Source organism: Synechococcus sp. Cruz-7E5, assembly GCF_024345995.1.
Lineage (GTDB): Bacteria > Cyanobacteriota > Cyanobacteriia > PCC-6307 > Cyanobiaceae > Regnicoccus_A.
In genome coordinates, this window is the sequence record NZ_JAGQCE010000014.1 from 38,913 (window position 1) to 57,603 (window position 18,691).

Consider the following 18,691-nt stretch of genomic DNA (forward strand, 5'->3'; position numbering starts at 1 on the left):
CGCCGGCCTGCTCAACGCCGGCGTTCGGCCAGGATCTGCCCGTCGGCTGCCAGGAGCTGCAGGTGCAGGGGCATCTGCCCCGCCGCATGGGTTGAGCAGGAGAGGCAGGGGTCGAAGCAGCGGATGCCCGCCTCGACCCGATTGAGCATCGCCTCGGGAATCTCGGTGCCGGCCGGCACCGGATCAGGGATGTACTCCCTGGCGATCTGGTGGACGGTCTTGTTCATCGCCAGATTGTTCTGGCCGGTGGCAATGATCAGGTTGACCCGGGTCAGCAGGCCGTCGTCATTCACCTGGTAGTGGTGAAAGAGGGTGCCGCGCGGCGCCTCACTCACCCCCACCGCCTCGTTGCGGTTGAGGCTGGCGCGGGAGCGGACCCGGCCGTTTCTGCACTCCGGATCATTCACCAGCTGCTCGATCGCTTCGAGGCAGGCCACGATCTCCACCAACCGGGCATGGTGATACGCGAAGGAGCTGGTGGCCACCCGGCCGCTGCGGTCGCGCAACTCCTCGAGTTCCCGGTCGGCCCAGGGGGTGCCGATTGAATCGCAGACATTGAGCCGGGCCAGGGGGCCCACCCGGTAGATCCCATCCGGGTATCCCAGGGGTTTGTAGTAGGGGAACTTGAGGTAGCTCCAGGGTTCCACCGCTTCCCCGAGGAAGGAGGCGTAGTCGTCCTCGCTGAGGCCATCCGCCACGATCGTGCCGTCGGGGGCGCGGAAGCGCAGCATCCCATCGATGTGTTCCCACCTGCCATCCGGGGTCACCAGACCCATGAACAGGCTGGGGAAATCACCGAACACCCGCTGCTCCTTCCGCAGCGGGCCATCCAGGAGGGTCTTGTAGAGATCGAGCGCCAGGGTGATGGTGGCCTTCGCTTCGGGGAGGCGATCCAGGATCCAGTCCTTCGCTTCGACACTGAGGGGCGTGCGCACGCCGCCGGGGACCGCCCAGGCGGAGTGGATCTTGCGACCGCCGAGCAGTTCCAGGATCTGCTGGCCGAACTGCCGCAGGCGGATGCCGGCCCGGGCCAGATCGGGATCGGCCGCCATCAGCCCGAAGACATTGCGCTTCGCCGGATCGCTCTCCCAGCCCAGCAGGAAGTCGGGGCTGCTGAGGTGGAAGAAGGAAAGGGCGTGGCTCTGGGTGAGCTGGGCCAGGTTGAGCAGGCGCCGCAGCTTGTCGGCGGCCGGGGGGATCTGCACCGCCAGGAGCTTGTCGCCGGTCTTGGCGGCGCAGAGCAGGTGGCTCACCGGGCAGATGCCGCAGATGCGGGCGGTGATGCCCGCCATCTCGGTGAACGGGCGGCCCTCGCAGAACTTCTCGAAGCCGCGATATTCCACCACGTGGAAGCGGGTGTCGATCAGGTGGCCGGCGGCATCGAGGTGGAGGGTGATCTTGGCGTGCCCTTCGATGCGGGTGACCGGATCGATGACGACGGTGCGGGTCATGGCGGCAGCAGCGGGGGGACGGGACTCCATCAGCCGAATCGGATCATCTCGGCCCCTTCCATCACCGGCCGTTCTCCGGCCAGCAGCGGGGCGATCGCCTCCTTGATCCGCTGGGCCGAGGGTGGGCAACCGGGCAGGAACAGGTCGACGGCGATCACCTCATGCAGGGGCAGCACCCGTGGCAGCAGCTCGGGCACGATGCCGGGGGCGAAGGGGAGCTGGGCTCCGGTGTCAGCCAGTTCGAGGTAGCCCCGCTCCAGCACTGCCTGCTGACTGCTGCCATCGGCGCTGGCCCAGAGGTTGCGCAGACCCGGCACGTTCGCGGTGACGGCGCAGTCACCGAACGAGATCACCAGCCGCGTGCGCTGGCGCACGATGCGGGCCAGCTCGAGATTGTCCACGTTGGCTACCGCGCCCTCCACCAGGCACACATCGACGTTCTCGGGGTAGGTCTTGGTGTCGATCCCCACGGGTGAAAACACCACATCGGCCACAGCGGCCAGATCGAAGAGAAATTCGTCGAGATCCAGAAAAGACATGTGGCAGCCCGAGCAGCCCGCCAGCCAGACCGTGGCCAGCCGCAGCTTGGGTCGATCCGGGAGCCCTGCGGCGGATGGCTCAGGCGCCGATTGGTCGGGGCTGGTCATTGGTTTCTCCAGACGTGCTCGTCGCGGGCGGCCTTGAGCAGGGCGGGGCGGTCGCTGTGGCGCAGCTTCTCGGCGGTGGTGTCTTCCTTGTGGAAGATGGCCCCGGTGGGACAGACGTCGACACACTTGCCGCAGTTGGTGCAGGCCTCCACCTCTCCCCAGGGCTGATCCAGCCCGGCCACGATGTGGCAATGGCTGCCGCGGCTGCCCACGTCCCAGACGTGCGCCCCTTCGATCTCATCGCAGACCCGCACGCAGCGGGTACAGAGGATGCAGCGGTTGTGGTCGATGGCGAAGAGGGGATGGGAGGCGTCCACGACGCGTTGGGGGTATTGATAAGGGAAGCGGGAGTGGTCCATGCCCACCTGCACGGCCACGTTCTGCAGTTCACAGTTGCCGTTGGCCACGCAGAAGGCGCAGACGTGGTTGCCTTCCGCGAAGAACAGCTCCACGGCCATGCGGCGGTAGTCGAGCAGCTGGTGGGTGTGGGTATGGATCGCCATCCCCTCGCTGGCGGCGGTGGTGCAGGCGGGCATGAGCCGGTTGCTTCCCTCCACCTCCACCAGACACAGCCGGCAGGCCCCCACCGGTTCGAGCCCGTCGAGGTGGCAGAGCAGGGGAATCTCCACCCCGGCGGCTCGGGTGGCTTCCAGCAGGCTGGCACCCTCCGGGATGGCGACCTCCTTGCCGTTCACGCTGAGAGTGATGACGCTCATGGCTGCTCACACAGGGCGGGCTGACGGCAGGCCGCTTCGTATTCGTGGCGGAAGTAGCGGAGGGTGCTGAGCACCGGGTTGGGAGCTGACTGGCCGAGGCCGCAGAGGCTGGTGGCCTTCACCATGCGGCACAGCGCATCGAGCTTCGCCATGTCGGCGGGGCTGGCGCGCCGCTCGACGAATCTGTCGAGCAACTGGGCGAGCTGCACGGTGCCGGCACGGCACGGCACGCACTTGCCGCAGCTTTCGTTGACGCTGAAGCGCATGAAGTGGCGCGCCACTTCCGGCATCGAGGTGGTTTCTCCCATCACCACCATGCCGCCCGAGCCCATCATCGAACCCAGTTCCATCAGGCTTTCGTAGTCGACGGGTGTATCGAGCAGCTCGGCGGGGATGCAGCCTCCGGAGGGGCCGCCGGTCTGGACGGCCTTGATCGGTGTGCCGTCGGGGACGCCGCCGCCGATCACCTCCACGACGCTGCGCAGGGTGGTCCCCATCGGCACCTCCACCAGACCGGTGTTGGTCACGGCGCCGGAGAGCGCGAACACCTTGGTGCCCTTGCTGCCGGCCGTCCCCATCGCGGCATACCAGTCGCCGCCTTCGCGCAGGATCACCGGCACGGCCGCGATCGTCTCGACGTTGTTGATCAGGGTGGGCGCGCCCCACAGCCCGGACTGGGCTGGGTAGGGGGGGCGGGGCCTGGGCATGCCTCGCTGCCCCTGGATCGACTGCAGCAGGGCGGTTTCTTCGCCGCAGACGTAGGCGCCCGCCCCGACACGCACCTCGATCGTGAGAGCGAAGGAGGTGCCGTCGATGCCGTTGCCGAGCAGCCCGGCGCGCCGGGCCTGCTGCAGGGCCTTGCGCAGCCGCTCGACCGCCAGGGGGTATTCGGCGCGGACATAGACGTAGCCCCGGTCGGCACCGACGGCATAGGCCGCGATGGCGAGACCCTCCAGCAGCCGGTGAGGGTCGCTCTCGAGCACACTGCGGTCCATGAAGGCACCGGGATCGCCTTCGTCTGCGTTGCAGACCACGTAGCGGGGACCGGGCGGCTGCAGGGCCACCGTGTCCCACTTCAGGCCCGTGGGGTAGCCCCCGCCTCCCCGTCCGCGCAGACCGCTGAGCTTCACCTGCTCACGAACCTCCTCCGGGGTGAGTTCATGCAGGCAGCGGCGCAGCTGGCTGTAGGTCCCGAAGGCGATCGCATCGTCGATCGACTCGGGATCCACCTGGCCGCAGCCTTCCAGCACCACGGACGATTGCAGGGCGAAGAAGGGCAGCTGGGCGTCAAGCCGGCTGGCCTGAAGGATGTCGTTGCCGTTGTCGCCGCTGCCGTGGTCGTCGTTGCGGGCGGCCTCGATCAGGGCGCCCGCCTCGGTGGGTGGAACGGCGCCATAGAGGGTGGTGCCGCCGGGGCCGTCGCAGGCCACCAGGGGCCCCCTGCCGCACAGCCGCAGGCAGCCCACCGGTTTGATCGCAAGCTCCTGGGCCGTGTGGCCTGCGGCATCCCGGGCCGCTTCCAGAGCGGCCTGCAGCTCCTCGCTGCCGGCGCTGCGGCAGCCGCTGGCCCCGCAGCAGCGCAGCTGACGGGCAGGGGTGGTTGAGCCAGAGCTGCTCATGCGGGCACCGCTCCTGCTGCCGGCATGCCCGTGCTCTCGAGAACGGCATCGAGGGCCTCGGGCTGATCGATCGGCAGCTTCGTGACCAGCACACCGTCGACAACCAGCACCGGCGCCTGGCCGCAGGCACCAAGGCAGCTCACGTGCTGGACGGCCCAGATGCCGTTGCCGGCCGGGTCATCGAGCTTCACCCCGAGCCGTTGCTCGAGGCGGGCAGCGACGTCGGCCCCCCCTTTGACGAAACAGGCTGTGCCCAGGCAGACGGCGCAACGGTGGGGGGTGGGGGGCTCCAGCGTGAAGAGGTGATAGAAGCTGGCCACTCCGTAGACCCGGCTCAGGGGCATCCGCAGCTGGCGGGCCACCTGATCAAGAGCCTGTTTCGGGAGATAGCCATGGATCTCCTGGACCTGGTGGAGCACCTCGATCAGGGCATCGGGCTGGGCCCCATGCCGGCGGATGACCTGGGCAATCTTGCGGCTGGCGATCTCCTCGGCCGAAAGAGATGGCTTGGATGCGGCGGGTCGGGCGGGGCTGGTTGCGGTCATGCGCTTTTCCGCACTCCAACCATTTGTTAGCCACGGTTTCGGCCGCAGGCATTCAGCTGGGGGGGCGTGCGGGGGATTGCTGACATCGGCCTGATGCCGTTCGCGCTACCGGCTGGAACCACAGCACCGGTATGGGCGACCGGATCGATCAGGATCGCGGCTGACAGGCCAGATCAGGCCGTCATCTCCAGGTCAGAAGGGCTCGCCACGACCGCCAGCCTGCTCCAAAGCTTCAACGCTCCACATTGCGCCACACGCCATGGGTTTCCGCTACCTCAACTCGATCGCCGCCCAGCACAACCTGCAGGACTTTCTCGAACTCGTCGACCTGGCGGTGGGGGGCGGCAAGGACGCGGGGAATGTGTTTCTGCTGTCCCATCGGTTGCGGGAGTCGAACCCTATGAAGCTGTGCACCCGGATCCTGCAGAAGGACCCGGCCTCCGCCGCCCTGATCAAGGAACGCCGGCTCTGCGGCCCCTACGACGTGGAGGCCCTGGCCGCCTTGCCCAAGGGCACGCTCGGACACACCTACGCCACGGTGCTCAACGCCCACGGCTACGACATCAACTTCTTCCCTGAACCAGCCTTCTACAACAACCTGGAGACCGAAGCCGACTACATCAATTACCGGGTGTTCGCCACGCACGATCTCCACCACATCCTCAGCGGCTACAGCCTCGACAACTACGGGGAGATCGGTGTGATCAGCATCAGCGTGGGCCAGTTCAACCATCCCGGTCTGGGCTTCACCGATCTGGTGTCGCTGATGCTCAGCTGGCTGATGGGCAGCACCCCCGCCGCCGAACTGAGCACCGTTGAGGACCAGGCACGCACGGCCAGGGCCATTCTGCGGCTGATCGTGGATGGCCTCGATACCGGTGCCGCTGCCCAGCGGCTCTTCCCGGTGATCTGGGAGGAGCGCATGGGGCAGGACCTCGAGGAGCTGCGCGCCGAGCTGGGCCTGATCCCGGTGCGTGAGGGTGTGCGCAGCTGGTACAGCAACCCGGCGGTGGCCGCGGCTCTGGCAGCCTGAGTCTCCGTAACCGGGGCCAGCGCCTAACGTGAACTTCTCTTTACAGAAGTTCCCCCTGAACAGCGGTCGTACTCGCTTTCTCTATGCACTGGGCCCGGTCTTCATCGTGGTGTCGCACCTCGGTTGCCTGCTGCTGCTGGTCACCGGGCTGAGCCTGGCGGCCGCGGCCTGGGCGCTGGCGCTTTACCTGATCCGGATGCTGGCCACCACCGCGATCTATCACCGCCTGATCACCCATGGCAGCTACCGGGCGCCCAGGCCGGTGCACTGGATCGGTTCCCTTGTGGGGGCCTCGGCGGGGCAGATGGGACCGAGCTGGTGGAAGGCCCATCACCTGGCCCACCATCGCCATGTGGACACCGACCTCGATCCCCATTCGCCCCTGAAGCCCCAGGCGGGCCTCGGTGGATTCTGGCGCTCGCAGGTGGGCTGGCTGCTGGCGCCCACGTTCTTCCCGGAGCGGTTGCCCGCCGACGTTGAGGCCGATCCGGTGCTCAGGCTGATCGATCGCCTGCATTTCGTGCCGCTGCTGGCCCTGGGCGGGTTGTCCTACGCCCTGGGCGGACTGGAGTGGCTGGCGGCCTTCTTCCTGAGCACCACCGTGCTCTTCCACGGGGTGGCCACGGTGAATTCTCTGGCCCACCTGGCCGGGGAGCGGCCGTTCATCACCAACGACATGAGCCGCAACAACGGCTGGGTGGCACTGATCACCCTCGGTGAGGGCTGGCACAACCTGCATCACGCCTGCCAGTGGTCGGTGCGGCAGGGCTACGGGGTGCGAGGCGGCCGCATCAGGCAGCTGCCTGATCCCACCTACGTTTTCATCCGCGGCCTCGAGCGCCTGGGCTGGGCGGATCGGCTGCGCCTGCCGGCTGCGGAGGATCTGCTGGCGCGGGCACGCCCATGAGCTGCTGCCACTGGCCCCGCAGGCTGTGGGGCAGGGGCCGCGGCCGGTAGTCGCGCGGGTCGGGCGGGCCGTGACGCAGCACGGCATTCACCACCGTGGCGTAGTGGCGGCTGCTGTTGACTGCCCCGTGGGGAACGCCCGGGGGGATGCGTACCAGCAGGGGTTCGTCTTCCCGCAGGGGAATGCGCACGAGCCGGCCGTCCTCCAGCACCACCAGCTCAAGCGAACCGCGCAGGAGGATCAGCTGATCGGTCTGGCGGCGGTGGCAGAAGAGCGAGACGGGCTGATGCGGTGCCAGATCGGCGATCAGGGTCTCGTCGCTGGGCTGGGCCTGGCTGAAGAGGGCATTGCCTGAGGAAGTGCGCTCCAGCGGCACCAGTTCGACGCGTCGTGTGAGGGCCATGGGGCGGGCCTCTCGAATTCAATGGATTTATCAAGATTGTTGACAGATCGCCGGCAAGTTCGGCGTTGCTGCTACCGAAATGGAATCCAGTCAGGGAATGCTGGTGTGGCCTCTGGAGCGCCAGGCGCCGGTGGGTGGGTGAACGGGCCGTGCTGGATTCGAACCAGCGACCGTGCGATTAGAAGTCGCATGCTCTATCCAGCTGAGCTAACGGCCCACTGCATCAGCCTAGATTGGGCTGCTGCGCAATTAGCTCAATGGCGGCCTCCCGGCTCAGTGACGCCCAGAAACAGGAGCTGGTGCAGCGGTGGCGGGCTGGTGAGTCCGGTGCGGCCCTGGCCGACAGCTTCGGCTGCAGCCCCAACACCGTGACCCGGGTGGTGAAGGGTGCCTTCACCCCCGAGCTCTACGAGCAGCTCAAAAAAGAGCGCGGCCGCCCCGCGGAGCTGCTGGATCAGCAGGAGATGCCACTGCCCCTGGCGCCTGCAGCCGCCGATCTGCAAGAGGCCGATCTTTCTGAACCAGAACTTTCAGAGGTCGAGCTGTCCGAGGCCAAACCGCCCGAGGCAGAATTGCCAGCGGCCGAACTGTTCGAGGCCGACGCCGACTTCGATCTGGTGGAGATCGAGCCCGACACCGACGAGGACGGCTCCGGCCCCAGTGTGCTGGCGATCGATGACGCTGATGATTTCGGCGACGATGCCGAGGGCGACGACGGCGAGAGCGACGGCGACGACGACGGTGATGACACCGACGCGGAAGGCAATGTGTTCACGATGGTGCCGGTGATGGCGGGCGCCAACCTCGGTTCGGGGCTGCAGCAGGGTTCGGCGGTGGTCTGCCAGCCGCTGGAGAACGCTCCCCTGCCCACCAGCCTGTACATGCTGGTGGACAAGACGGTGGAGCTGCAGGCTCGCCCGCTCAGTGATTTCCCCGAGCTCGGCGCCCTCCCCGACGACGAACAGGCGCGCCAGGCCCTGGTGGTGTTCGCCAATCCGCGCCAGGCCAAGCGTCAGTGCGGCCGTACCCAGCGGGTGATCAAGATGCCCGACAGCCAGGTGATTCAGCGCACGGCCACCTACCTGGTGGGGCAGGGCATCACCCGGGTGGTGCTGGAAGGGGCGCTCTACGCCCTCCCCGGCGGCTGATCCCTGCGCGGCAGCAGCAGGGCGGTGGCGCTGCCGCCGCTGATCACCCCAGCCGCCAGGGCCAGCCCCACCAGGAAGCCGCTGGGCAGGGGGGCGCTGCGCCCGATGCCCAGCCGCAGGCTGGGGCGCTCCTCCAGGTTCTGGGCGCCGAGGCAGAGGATCACCAGCAGCAGCAATCCGCCACCGAGGCTGGTGAGCAACAGGCGCAGGCGCAGCAGCATGGCCAGGGCGGAGGGGAGTGGGGCAGCTCGGCCTTCAGCATGACCCATCCAGCTCAGGGCCAGAGCAGGCCTGAACGCCCGTTTTCACTCCGGCTGGTGCAACAGGGCGTAGAGGCTGCGGCGGGAGAGGCCGGTTTCAGCCGCGAGCTGGCGAGCCGCATCACTGGCGCTCAGGCCTGCGGCCACCTTCTCGCGCAACTCCTGGGTCAGCTCGGCGTCGCTGAGCAGGGGTGGTTGCTCCGGTGCCGCGCCGCCCAGCACCAGGGTGCATTCGCCCCGGGGCGGCACCCGCCGGAAGTGCTCCAGGGCGGCGCTGACGCTGGGTCCGATCTGCTGCTCATGGCGTTTGGTCAGCTCCCGCGCCACCTGCAATGGCCTGTCACCCAGGGTGGTGAGCAGGTCGTCGAGCAGCTCGATCAGCCGGTGGGGTGCCTCGAAGAACACCAGGGTGCGCTGCTCAGCCGCCAGCTCCTGCAGCCGCTGGCGGCGCAGGCCGGCCTTGGCCGGCAGGAATCCCTCGAAGCAGAAGCGGCCGCTGGGAAGGCCGCTGCTCACCAGGGCCGTGGTCACGGCGCAGGGGCCAGGCACGCAGATCACCGGATGGCCGGCGGCGCGGGCGGCCGCCACCAGGGCTTCGCCTGGATCGGAGATGCCCGGCAGACCCGCATCGCTGATCACCGCCAGGCTTTCCCCTGCAGCCAGGTCTGCGAGCAGCTCGGGGATACGGGCGGTCTGGTTGTGCTGGTGAAAGCTGAGCAGGCGGCTGCGGATACCCAGGCCGGCCAGCAGCTGGCCGCTGTGGCGCGTGTCTTCGCAGGCGATCCGGTCGACCCCCTCCAGCACCCGCCGGGCCCGGGGGGAGAGATCGCCGAGGTTGCCGATCGGTGTTCCCACCAGGTACAGCACCCCGGCTGCGGGCTCGCTGGCTTGCTCCACAATGCGGCTCTGTCCGACCCTGGCCGTATCCATGATGGCTGCCCCCTGCTGCCTGCCCGCCGGCCTCGATCTGGAGGAGCTGCTGGCGCTGTTGCGGCGCCTCTGCTGGGAGTCGGCGGCGATTCTTAGGGCCTACGCGCGCGGCGAACAGCCCCCCTTCGGCTACGGAGCGGCGCTGAGCGTGGATGAGGGTGGCGAGGGGCCGGTGACGGCGGCCGATCTGGCGGTGAACCGGCACCTGCTCGAGGGTCTCGCCCAGGCCTTCCCAGACGCCCCCTGGACCCTGCTGAGTGAGGAGACCGCCAAGGAGCAGCTCAGCGCTGGGGTGCCCCTGGAGGCCGACTGGCTCTGGATCCTTGACCCGCTGGACGGCACCAGGGATTTCCTGCAGGGCACCGGTGAGTATGCGGTGCATCTGGCGCTGGTGCACCAACGCCAGCCGGTGCTCGGCGTGGTGCTGCTGCCCGAGAAGGAGGAGCTCTGGTTCGGTCTGGTGGGGGCGGCGGCTGAGGATCTGATCGGGGGAGCCTGGCGGGAGAATCCGGCCGGTGAGCGCTTTGCGCCCCAGCTGAGCGAACGCCGCGAACCGGCTGAGCTGGTGCTGGTGGCCAGCCGCAACCACCGCGACCAGCGGCTGGAGCAGCTGGTGCAGGCCCTGGACCTGGGCTCCTCGCTGGCGGTGGGCAGCGTGGGCTGCAAGGTGGCCACGATCCTGCGCGGTGAAACCGACCTCTACCTCTCGCTCTCGGGCCGCAGCGCTCCCAAGGACTGGGACATGGCGGCGCCGGAGGCGGTGCTGCGGGCGGCAGGTGGTGCGTTCAGCCATGCCGATGGCCGCCCCCTCCGGTACAACAACGGCGACGGACTGCAGGCGGGCTGCCTGATCGCCAGCCATGGCCTGTCCCATGCGGAGCTGTGCGAGCGGGCTGCTGCCGCCATGGCGCGGATCGATCCGGGCTTTGTGGTGTGAAGCTAGCCTGAGAATGACTATCAGCAAGCTTGCTGGTAGCAGGGAAGACCACCTGTTGACAAGCAGGTGATTACGGTTTGATCAATGACTGAGGGCTTTCCATGGCCTGTCACGCGTTTCTGTTTCACCTCGCCCATTCGCCACCACCCAGTTACCACTCCAGCGTTGCCCACTGCGCCAGGGGACGTTCTCACGTCGATGAATCTGCCGATGTCGGTTTCGTTCAAGGCGTCATGCTTTATGGCCTTGGATTGACGCTTGTTCTTGTTGCTTGCTTGCATATCTCCAGCCTGTTCCGGGATCGCCTCACTGAACTGACGCTGCGCACCGCGATTCGCCAGCAGTTGCAGATGGCCCAGGTTCAGGGTGGAGTCTCCATTGACAACCCCTCTGCGGGACCGTTTGCCTATACCCTCGAAACCAGTCCGCATAGCTACCGGCTTAAGGCGGTGGGCCTGCCTTCCAGGGACTTTGCGGGCAAAACCATGGTTGGCTGTCTGCAGCGTTCATCCGGCCAGATGAGCCTGCAAGAGGGTTTTGATCAGGCGGAGCCGACAGCCTGTGCTGGCCTGCTGGCTTCTGCCCGATGACCTGGGCCGGGAGGCTGGGATTGAACCCCCGTTGGCCGCTCGCTAGCCTTCTGGAACACTGAGCGCGCCCATGCTGGATCCTGCCCTCGAGGTTCTGCAGGCCCAGCAGATCCTCAACCAGTTTCTGGCCGAGCTGGGCCAGCCGGCGTTTGTTGATCCAGCGCTGAGTGAGAATTTTCTGGTGGGGCAGGAGATCACCGGCACCGAGGGCAACGACACCCTCACCGGGAGCGAGGGCATGGACACGATCCGAGGCCTGGCGGGCGACGACCTGTTGCTGGGCCGTCAGCTGGATGATGTGCTGCGGGGCAACGCCGGCAACGACACCCTGCGTGGTGGGGCCGGCTTCGATTCGCTTGCCGGAGGTCAGGGCGACGACTGGCTCTACGGCGACAATGGCGATGATTTCCTCAATGGCAACCTCGGCGATGATCGCCTTTTCGGTGGCCCCGGCGCTGATCGCTTTGCCCTCTCTCGCGGCAATGATCGCATCGAGGATTTCAATGCCGCTGAAGGCGATAAGGTGCTGATTTTTAACGTTGGTCCCTACGACAACGTGATCACTTACACGCAGGTTTCCAACGGTGTGGAGCTCCGCCGCTTTGAAATTCTCACGGATTCAGAAGGTCGCCCACTGCTGGATGCTGAAGGGTTTCGTCAGCTTGGTCCTGAGATCGGTGTGACCACAATCATCGGAGCTGACGTATATGTATGGGATCCCAATATTGAGAGGGAGCTGGGAGATCCCGCCTTTGACCCCACTCTTCAGATCCTGACGGTTGGGAACAACCTGCAGTTCTGAGCAGGCAATTCTCTTCCCTGCCATGGCTGGCTGAAGTGGATTCCCTGGGGGGATTCAGGACCGGCCAGTCAGAGCCTTTCCTGAATCCCCCCAGCTGAGGGGATTTGCCGATCAGCAGGGGGCGATCAGGCCACCGGCACCGTTTCCTGGGCCACGCCCCGCAGGGTGAGGTTGATGCGGCCGCGGTTGTCGATTTCGCGCACCCGCACGGTCACGGCATCGCCCACCTTGATCACATCTTCCACCTTCTCCACCCGGGCTTCGGATAGCTGGGAGATGTGGATCATGCCCTCCTTGCCGGGGAGGATCTCGACGAAGGCACCGATCGGGATGATCCGGGTGACGGAGCCGTTGAACATCTCCCCTTCGCTGACGCGACGGGTGAGACCCTCGATGATCCGCTGGGCTTCCTCGGCGGCGGCGCCGTCGTGGCTGGCGATCGTGACGATGCCGCCGTCCTCGATGTCGATCTTGGTGTTGGTGCGCTCGGTGATGCCCTTGATCGTGCGGCCGCCGGGGCCGATCACGGTGCCGATCAGTTCCGGGTCGATGCGGAAGCTGAGCAGGCGGGGGGCATGGGGGGAGAGCACATCACGGGGTTTGCCGATCGCCTCGAGCATCTTCTCGAGGATGTGCAGCCGGGCCGGGCGGGCCTGGTTGACGGCCTCAGCGATGGTGCTCACCGCCAGACCGCTGATCTTCATGTCCATCTGCAGGGCGGTGATGCCCTTCTCGGTGCCGGCCACCTTGAAGTCCATGTCACCGAGGAAATCCTCGATGCCCTGGATGTCGGTGAGGATGCGCACCTCATCGCCCTCCTTGATCAGGCCCATGGCGGCGCCGCTCACGGGGGCCTTGAGGGGAACGCCGGCATCCATCAGGGCCAGGGTGCTGCCGCAGACCGAGCCCATCGAGGTGGAGCCGTTGGAGCTGAGGCACTCAGAGACGACCCGCAGCACGTAGGGGAAGGATTCCTTGGGGGGAAGCACGGGCACGATCGCCCGCTCAGCGAGGGCGCCGTGGCCCACCTCGCGGCGGCCGGGGGAGCGCATCGGCCGGGTTTCACCGACGGAGTAGGGGGGGAAGTTGTAGTGGTGCAGGTAGGTCTTCTCACCCATGGGGTTGAGATCGTCCATCTCCTGGGCATCGCTGGGGGTGCCGAGGGTGGCGGTGGAGAGCACCTGGGTGAGCCCGCGCTGGAACAGGCCCGAGCCATGCACCCGCTTGGGCAGCACACCCACGGCGGCGCTGATCGGGCGCACCTCATCGAGGTTGCGGCCATCGACCCGCTTGCCCTCGGTGAGGATCTGGGCGCGCATCAGCTTCTTGGTGATGCCCTTGTAGGTGTTGCCCAGGGCCTTGCCGGCGGCGGCCACACGAATGGGGTCGTCTTCGGAGAGGCTGGCGATCTTGCCGGCCACCTCTGCCTTGATGGCATCGAGCTGGCTGTCGCGCTCGGCCTTGGTGAGGGAGAACTGCTTGAGCACTTCACCGATGCCGGCGCCGCATTCCTGCTCCAGGAATGTCGGCAGGGCGGGGTCCTGCTCAGGGGCTTCGGGGAACACCTGCTCGATGCCCAGCTCAGCAAGCAGAGTCTGCTGGGCCTTGATCAGTTCACCCACGGCTTCGTAGCCGAAGTCGATCGCCTCGATCACGTCCTGTTCGGGCAGCTGGTTGGCGCCCGCTTCCACCATCACCACACCGGACGGGGTGCCGGCCACCACCAGATCCAGCTCGCTGCGCTCGATCTCGCGGTAGCTGGGGTTGAGCACGAAGTCGTCGCCGAGCAGGCCGACGCGCACGGCGGCCATCGGGCCGCTGAAGGGGATCTTCGCCAGCAGGGTGGCGATCGAGGCGCCGGTGACCGCCAGCACATCGGGCGGCACCCGTTCATCCAGCGACAGACAGGTGGCCACCACCTGCAGGTCGTCGCGCAACCAGGAGGGGAACAGGGGCCGCAGGGGGCGATCGATCAGGCGGGTGGTGAGGATGGCCCGCTCGGGGGGGCGGCCTTCACGGCGGAAGAAGCTGCCGGGGATGCGGCCGGCGGCGTAGAGGCGCTCTTCGTAGTCACAGGTGAGGGGGAGGAAGTCGATCCCTTCGCGGCCCTTGGCGCGGGTTGCCGTGACCAGCACGGCGGTGTCCCCGCATTCGATCAATACCGAACCCCCGGCCTGGGGGGCATACAAGCCTGTGGTCAGCTTGATCTCCCGACCGTCGAAGGAGATCGTCTGAATCTGTCCTGGCACTTCGTCTTATGTCCGTTTTTTATCACTCTCCATTCTCGCATTCGGGCCTGCGGGGGCCTGAATGCACAAAAAAGGGTGGCGCCTGGCCACCCTCGCCCTCATGCAGGCAGAAGCCAGGCGGGCTTACCAGCTCGATTTGGTGACACCGGGCAGCAGACCCTTGTGGGCGCGCTCGCGCAGCTGGTTGCGGCAAAGACCGAAATCGCGGTAGACGCCGCGGGGCTTACCGGTGGCCCAGCAGCGGTTGCGCACGCGGGTGGGGGCGCTGTTGCGGGGCAGATTCTGGATCTTGCGGTGGATTTCCAGGCGCTGCATCGGATCGGCAGCCGCTTCGAAGGCAGCCTTGAGGGCCGCGCGCTTGTCGGCGAAGCGAGCCACGATTTTTTTGCGCTTCACATCCCGCGCGATCATCGACTTCTTCGCCATGCGGCTGCTGCACTTCTTTCGGTGAGGAGGAAGCTTAGCGCGTGGGATGGCTGGGGCAGAGATCGGCGAGGGGGCAGCCCGCGCACAGGGGCTTGCGGGCGTTGCAGACGGCGCGGCCATGGAAGATCAGCCGGATCGAGAAGTTCTCCCATTCCGGCTGGGGCACGAGCTTCATCAGGTCGGGCTCGATCCGGCGCGGATCGCTCTGGCGGGTGAGCCCGAGCCGGTTGCTCAGCCGCCGCACATGGGTGTCGACCGTGACGCCGGCGTTGATGCCGAAGGCATGGGCCAGCACCACGTTGGCCGTCTTGCGCGCCACCCCCGGCAGCTCCAGCAGCTCCTCCATCGAGGCCGGCACCGCGCCGCCATGGCGCTCGATCAACAGCTGTGAGGCAGAAACAATGTTCTTCGCCTTGTTGCGGAAGAAGCCGGTGGACTTCACGTAGGGCTCCACCTCGCTGGAGCTGACCGCGGCGGCGGCGGCGGCATCGGGGAAGCGCTCGAACAGGGCCGGGGTGACCAGGTTGACCCGCTCGTCGGTGCACTGGGCCGAGAGCATGGTGGCCACCAGCAGCTCCCAGGGGGTGCGCCAGTTGAGGGAGCAGGTGGCGTGGGGGTAGTGGAGCGCCAGGCGCTCCAGGATCAGGGGAGTCCGCTGGCGGGCTGTGGCAAACCGGGGCACCTCAGCGGCCGAGCAGTTGCTGCACCACCGAGAGCTGGCTGGTGTCCTTGACGATCAGCACCACGCTCAGCCCCATCAGCAACAGGAAGCCCGATTGCATGAAGGCCAGCTGCAGGCGGTCGGGCAGGGGGCGGCCACGCAGGCCTTCGAGCAGGAGCAGGGCGAACTGACCGCCATCGAGCAGGGGCAGGGGCAGGGCATTGAGCACCGCCAGGTTGATCGAGATCAGTGCGGCGAAGACGAACAGGCTGCTGCCGCCCTGGCGGGCCAGGCTGGCGCCCATCTCGACGATCTTCACAGGCCCCGACACCTGGGGAGCGGTTTCACCGAAGTGGGTGACCAGGGCCACGAAGCCATCGACGGTGCGGCGGATCAGCTGCACGAAGACGCGATTGGTCTGACCGAGCAGTTCCAGGGGGCCTTTGGCGGGGCGGAACACTTCGCTGCCATTGGGCTGGAGCTGGGCGCCGATGCGGCCGATGCCGTCGCGGTCGGATGGGGTGAGCCGCAGGCTGAGGGCTTCACCGCCGCGCTCGGCTTCGATCAGCAGGGTGCGCTCGGGTGCCTGCTGGATGTCGGCCACCAGATCGACCACGGCCTGAGAGCCACCACCCACCGGCACACCCCCGAGGCTGAGGATGCGATCACCGGCAATCAGGCCGGAGGCGGCGGCGGCCTGGCCCGGCTGCACCGCGGCCACCAGCACGCCGGGGGTGGCACTGAAGCCGGCGGGCACGCCCACCACCAAGCCCTGACCGAACAGCACAGCCCAGGCCAGCAGCAGGTTGGCGATCACCCCGGCGGCGATCACCAGGGCGCGCTGGGCCAGGGGCCGGTTGCGCAGCAGGTCGGGATCGTCGCTGGGGATGCCGCTGTCCTCGTCGTCGTCGGGGAAGGACACATATCCGCCGAGCGGGATCGCCCGCAGGGCGAACTGCACGCCGCGGCGCTGGCGTTGCAGAAGGGCCGGCCCGAAGCCGATCGAGAAGCCGCTGACGCGGATGCCCTGCCAGGTGGCCGCGAAGAAGTGGCCGGCTTCGTGCACCACGATCAGGCCCGCCAGGATCGCCAGTGCCGTGAGAACGCCCATTCAGGCTGTGTTGCGCAAGACAGCCATTCTGGGGCTTTCAGGCGTGGGGCGTTCGCTTCAGGTTTCGCTGGTGAGGCGATCGCAGCCCATGTAGGGCACCAGGGCCTGGGGCAGGCGCACGCTGCCGTCGGCCTGCTGGCCGGTTTCGAGCAGGGCGGCCATGGTGCGGCCCACCGCCAGGCCACTGCCGTTGAGGGTGTGCAGCAGGCGGGTTTTCTTGCCCTCCTTGAAGCGGATCGAGGCGCGCCGCGCCTGGAAATCACCGCAGGTGCTGCAGCTGGAGATCTCCCGATAGGCGCCTGCACCCGGCAGCCACACCTCCAGATCAAAGGTGCGCGCGGCTGAGAAGCCCAGATCACCGGTGCAGAGCTCGATCACCCGGTAGGGCAGCTCCAGGGCCTGCAGGATCGCCTCGGCGTCGGCGGTGAGCTGGGCGTGGGCCTCGTCGGATTGATCGGGGTGGCAGAACCAGTACAACTCCACCTTGTTGAACTGGTGCAGGCGGATCAGGCCGCGGGTGTCGCGGCCGTAGGAGCCGGCCTCACGGCGGAAGCAGGGGGTGTAGGCGGCGTAGCGCAGGGGCAGTTGTTCGGCTGGGATCAGCTCATCGCGGTGGAAGGAGGTGATCGGCACCTCGGCGGTGGGGGTGAGCCAGAGGTCGTCGTCGGCGCAGCGGAAGCTTTCCTCGGCGAACTTGGGCAGCTGGCCGGAGGCGGTGAGGCTGGCGCTGTTCACCAGGATCGGCGGCAGCACTTCGCGGTAGCCGCGGCGGCTGTGCTGATCGAGCATGAAACTGATCAGGGCGCGCTCAAGCCGGGCGCCCGCTCCGAGCAGGGTCACGAAGCGGCTCTGGGCGATGCGCACCGAGCGCTCGCTGTCGATCAGGCCGAGGCGTTCGGCGATCTGCCAGTGCTCCTCGAGGGGAGCTTGATCGGCATCCGGCAGACGGGGCGTGCCCCAGCGCCGCCGTTCCACGTTCTCGGCTTCGCCGGCACCCTCGGGGCAGAGGGGGGAGGGGAGATTGGGGAAGGCGAGCAGCTGCTCGCGCAGGCGGACTTCGAGGGCTTTCTCCTCCTCCTCGAGCACCGCCACCTGCTGCTTGATGGTGTTGCCCCGGTCGCGCAGGGTCTGCACCTCGGGGCTGTGGGGGCCTTCACCGGCTCGGATCAGCTCGCCCACCTGGCGGCCGATGCGGTTGCCTTCGGCCTGCAGATCATTGCGCTGCTGCTCGAGATCGCGTTCCTGGCGGGCGATCAACTGCAGGGCCGTGAGATCGAGAGCCATGCCTCGACGCCCGAGCTGCTCGACGATCAGCTCGGGGTTGTCGCGCAGCAGGCGCTGATCCAGCACGGCTCCAGGTGCAAAGGCGCGTGCAGCCTACGGACCGGCGCTGGAGCAGGCCGCGTGGGAGGGGCTCAGAGCACCTGCACGACTTCGTTCACCTCGGGGATGGCCTCGCGCAGCTTGCGCTCGATGCCCATCTTGAGGGTCATGGTGCTGCTGGGGCAGCTGCCGCAGGCGCCCTGCAGACGCACCTTGACGGTGGGGCCGTCGATCTCGACGATCTCGACGTTGCCGCCATCGGCCATCAGATAGGGGCGCAGTTCATCGAGCACCCGCTCGACGTTCTCGATCGTGAGGGCGCGGGGGTCGTTGACGGTGTCGGTGCTCATGGGGTCTCATGGAGATGATTTGACTGTAGAGAGGAGTCCTGACGGGCGTCTGGTTTCAATAGTGGTAGCGCAGCTGAGCGATCAGAAGATCGCCCGCTTCGATGCGGTAGACGATCCGGTGTTCGCCATCGATTCGCCGGGACCACCAGCCCGCCAGGGCGTGCTTCAGCGGCTCGGGTTTGCCAATGCCGCTGAAGGGCTCACGGCGGATCGCTTCGATCAGTTGGTTGATGCGTTGCTGCATCCTGCGGTCATGCTCCTGCCAGTGGAGGTAGTCCTTCCAAGCCTTGGGAGCAAAGATCAGTCGCACGAGAGGAGTTCGTGGACCTCGCCGGCGCCGGTGCCCAGGGCGGCGATGGATTCCAGCAGTTGCTGGGCATTGGCGGGGGAGCGCAGCAGGTGGGCGGTCTCTTCCATGGCTTTGAAATCATCGAGAGACAGCATCACCACGGCGGGCTCCCCACGACGCGTGATGATCAGCGGCTCATGGTCGTCGCAGACCTGTCGCATGGTCTGAGCCAGGTTCGCCCTGACGGCTGTGTAAGACATGGCATCCATGCCGAACCTGAGTTTCCTGTACGCA

22 protein-coding genes and 1 tRNA gene are annotated in these 18,691 nt (G+C 67.2%); 6 read left to right on the top strand and 17 right to left on the bottom strand.

The window, feature by feature from the left end; all coding sequences use genetic code 11:
• Nucleotides 1-11 precede the first annotated feature (11 nt).
• Genes KBY77_RS13510 through KBY77_RS13530 form a run of 5 tightly spaced genes read right to left on the bottom strand, consistent with a single transcriptional unit; the run spans nucleotide 12 to nucleotide 4,978 of the window.
• Nucleotides 12-1,451: a Ni/Fe hydrogenase subunit alpha gene (locus KBY77_RS13510; protein WP_255105581.1), complete on the bottom strand. Its 1,440-nt coding sequence runs from the start codon at nucleotides 1,449-1,451 to the stop codon at nucleotides 12-14.
• Nucleotides 1,452-1,480: 29 nt separating this feature from the next.
• The gene (locus tag KBY77_RS13515) at nucleotides 1,481-2,098 is read right to left on the bottom strand and encodes an oxidoreductase (RefSeq protein WP_255105433.1); all 618 of its coding nucleotides are present in this window, start codon (nucleotides 2,096-2,098) and stop codon (nucleotides 1,481-1,483) included.
• Nucleotides 2,095-2,814 carry a bidirectional hydrogenase complex protein HoxU gene (gene hoxU, locus KBY77_RS13520; RefSeq protein ID WP_255105435.1) on the bottom strand — a complete coding sequence of 240 codons (720 nt, stop codon included), beginning with the start codon at nucleotides 2,812-2,814 and terminating at the stop codon, nucleotides 2,095-2,097. Before hoxU ends, KBY77_RS13515 begins: the two co-directional genes overlap by 4 nt.
• Nucleotides 2,811-4,433, bottom strand: coding sequence for a NuoF family protein (locus KBY77_RS13525; RefSeq protein WP_255105438.1), 1,623 nt, complete (start codon nucleotides 4,431-4,433; stop codon nucleotides 2,811-2,813). Before KBY77_RS13525 ends, hoxU begins: the two co-directional genes overlap by 4 nt.
• Nucleotides 4,430-4,978, bottom strand: coding sequence for an NAD(P)H-dependent oxidoreductase subunit E (locus KBY77_RS13530; RefSeq protein ID WP_255105440.1), 549 nt, complete (start codon nucleotides 4,976-4,978; stop codon nucleotides 4,430-4,432). The genes KBY77_RS13525 and KBY77_RS13530 overlap by 4 nt, the downstream gene beginning before the upstream one ends.
• Nucleotides 4,979-5,237: 259 nt before the next feature.
• On the opposite strand from KBY77_RS13530, the gene KBY77_RS13535 reads away from it, so the two are divergent.
• Both KBY77_RS13535 and KBY77_RS13540 read left to right on the top strand, forming a co-directional pair.
• Nucleotides 5,238-6,011 carry a Coq4 family protein gene (locus KBY77_RS13535; protein ID WP_255105442.1) on the top strand — a complete coding sequence of 258 codons (774 nt, stop codon included), beginning with the start codon at nucleotides 5,238-5,240 and terminating at the stop codon, nucleotides 6,009-6,011.
• Between the two features lie 28 nt (nucleotides 6,012-6,039).
• On the top strand, nucleotides 6,040-6,918 hold the full coding sequence (locus tag KBY77_RS13540; RefSeq protein ID WP_255105444.1) for an acyl-CoA desaturase: 879 nt from the start codon (nucleotides 6,040-6,042) through the stop codon (nucleotides 6,916-6,918).
• Here the strand turns inward: KBY77_RS13540 and KBY77_RS13545 are convergent.
• The gene (locus KBY77_RS13545; RefSeq protein WP_255105445.1) at nucleotides 6,833-7,321 is read right to left on the bottom strand and encodes a cupin domain-containing protein; all 489 of its coding nucleotides are present in this window, start codon (nucleotides 7,319-7,321) and stop codon (nucleotides 6,833-6,835) included. The two genes, KBY77_RS13540 and KBY77_RS13545, sit on opposite strands and share 86 nt — an antisense overlap.
• 143 nt (nucleotides 7,322-7,464) lie before the next feature.
• Nucleotides 7,465-7,538 (bottom strand) — tRNA-Arg (locus KBY77_RS13550).
• Between the two features lie 40 nt (nucleotides 7,539-7,578).
• Here KBY77_RS13550 and KBY77_RS13555 point away from each other — a divergent pair.
• Complete coding sequence (locus KBY77_RS13555) at nucleotides 7,579-8,469, top strand: hypothetical protein (protein ID WP_255105447.1); 891 nt, start codon at nucleotides 7,579-7,581, stop codon at nucleotides 8,467-8,469.
• Here the strand turns inward: KBY77_RS13555 and KBY77_RS13560 are convergent.
• Entirely contained in the window at nucleotides 8,448-8,690 is a 243-nt protein-coding gene (locus KBY77_RS13560) for a hypothetical protein (RefSeq protein ID WP_255105592.1), read from the bottom strand. The two genes, KBY77_RS13555 and KBY77_RS13560, sit on opposite strands and share 22 nt — an antisense overlap.
• 84 nt (nucleotides 8,691-8,774) lie before the next feature.
• Nucleotides 8,775-9,659, bottom strand: a complete 885-nt coding sequence (gene rsmI / locus KBY77_RS13565) for a 16S rRNA (cytidine(1402)-2'-O)-methyltransferase (protein WP_255105449.1) — start codon at nucleotides 9,657-9,659, stop codon at nucleotides 8,775-8,777.
• Between rsmI and KBY77_RS13570 the strand changes: the two genes are divergently transcribed.
• The 3 genes from KBY77_RS13570 (at nucleotide 9,658) to KBY77_RS13580 (ending at nucleotide 11,988) form a co-directional block, all read left to right on the top strand.
• A complete protein-coding gene (locus KBY77_RS13570) occupies nucleotides 9,658-10,596 on the top strand; it encodes a 3'(2'),5'-bisphosphate nucleotidase CysQ (protein ID WP_255105451.1) in 939 nt (312 codons plus the stop codon). The genes rsmI and KBY77_RS13570 overlap by 2 nt on opposite strands.
• 101 nt (nucleotides 10,597-10,697) lie before the next feature.
• Complete coding sequence (locus KBY77_RS13575) at nucleotides 10,698-11,186, top strand: hypothetical protein (RefSeq protein ID WP_255105453.1); 489 nt, start codon at nucleotides 10,698-10,700, stop codon at nucleotides 11,184-11,186.
• Nucleotides 11,187-11,256: 70 nt separating this feature from the next.
• Nucleotides 11,257-11,988 (top strand): calcium-binding protein, encoded by a 732-nt coding sequence (locus KBY77_RS13580; protein WP_255105455.1) that lies wholly within the window; start codon nucleotides 11,257-11,259, stop codon nucleotides 11,986-11,988.
• A 125-nt stretch (nucleotides 11,989-12,113) separates the two neighbouring features.
• Here the strand turns inward: KBY77_RS13580 and KBY77_RS13585 are convergent, their stop codons facing one another.
• From KBY77_RS13585 to KBY77_RS13620, 8 genes are all read right to left on the bottom strand, one after another.
• Nucleotides 12,114-14,237: a polyribonucleotide nucleotidyltransferase gene (locus tag KBY77_RS13585; RefSeq protein ID WP_255105457.1), complete on the bottom strand. Its 2,124-nt coding sequence runs from the start codon at nucleotides 14,235-14,237 to the stop codon at nucleotides 12,114-12,116.
• Between the two features lie 123 nt (nucleotides 14,238-14,360).
• Complete coding sequence (gene rpsN, locus KBY77_RS13590; protein WP_255093988.1) at nucleotides 14,361-14,663, bottom strand: 30S ribosomal protein S14; 303 nt, start codon at nucleotides 14,661-14,663, stop codon at nucleotides 14,361-14,363.
• Nucleotides 14,664-14,697: 34 nt separating this feature from the next.
• The gene (gene nth / locus KBY77_RS13595; protein ID WP_255105459.1) at nucleotides 14,698-15,345 is read right to left on the bottom strand and encodes an endonuclease III; all 648 of its coding nucleotides are present in this window, start codon (nucleotides 15,343-15,345) and stop codon (nucleotides 14,698-14,700) included.
• Between the two features lies 1 nt (nucleotide 15,346).
• The gene (rseP, locus tag KBY77_RS13600; RefSeq protein WP_255105461.1) at nucleotides 15,347-16,435 is read right to left on the bottom strand and encodes an RIP metalloprotease RseP; all 1,089 of its coding nucleotides are present in this window, start codon (nucleotides 16,433-16,435) and stop codon (nucleotides 15,347-15,349) included.
• A 57-nt stretch (nucleotides 16,436-16,492) separates the two neighbouring features.
• A complete protein-coding gene (gene serS, locus KBY77_RS13605; protein WP_255105463.1) occupies nucleotides 16,493-17,785 on the bottom strand; it encodes a serine--tRNA ligase in 1,293 nt (430 codons plus the stop codon).
• Between the two features lie 65 nt (nucleotides 17,786-17,850).
• Complete coding sequence (locus tag KBY77_RS13610; protein ID WP_094555736.1) at nucleotides 17,851-18,108, bottom strand: NifU family protein; 258 nt, start codon at nucleotides 18,106-18,108, stop codon at nucleotides 17,851-17,853.
• 55 nt (nucleotides 18,109-18,163) lie between these two features.
• Complete coding sequence (locus KBY77_RS13615; RefSeq protein ID WP_255105466.1) at nucleotides 18,164-18,418, bottom strand: Txe/YoeB family addiction module toxin; 255 nt, start codon at nucleotides 18,416-18,418, stop codon at nucleotides 18,164-18,166.
• Nucleotides 18,409-18,657, bottom strand: coding sequence for a type II toxin-antitoxin system Phd/YefM family antitoxin (locus KBY77_RS13620; RefSeq protein WP_255105468.1), 249 nt, complete (start codon nucleotides 18,655-18,657; stop codon nucleotides 18,409-18,411). The genes KBY77_RS13615 and KBY77_RS13620 overlap by 10 nt, the downstream gene beginning before the upstream one ends.
• Nucleotides 18,658-18,691: the final 34 nt, after the last annotated feature.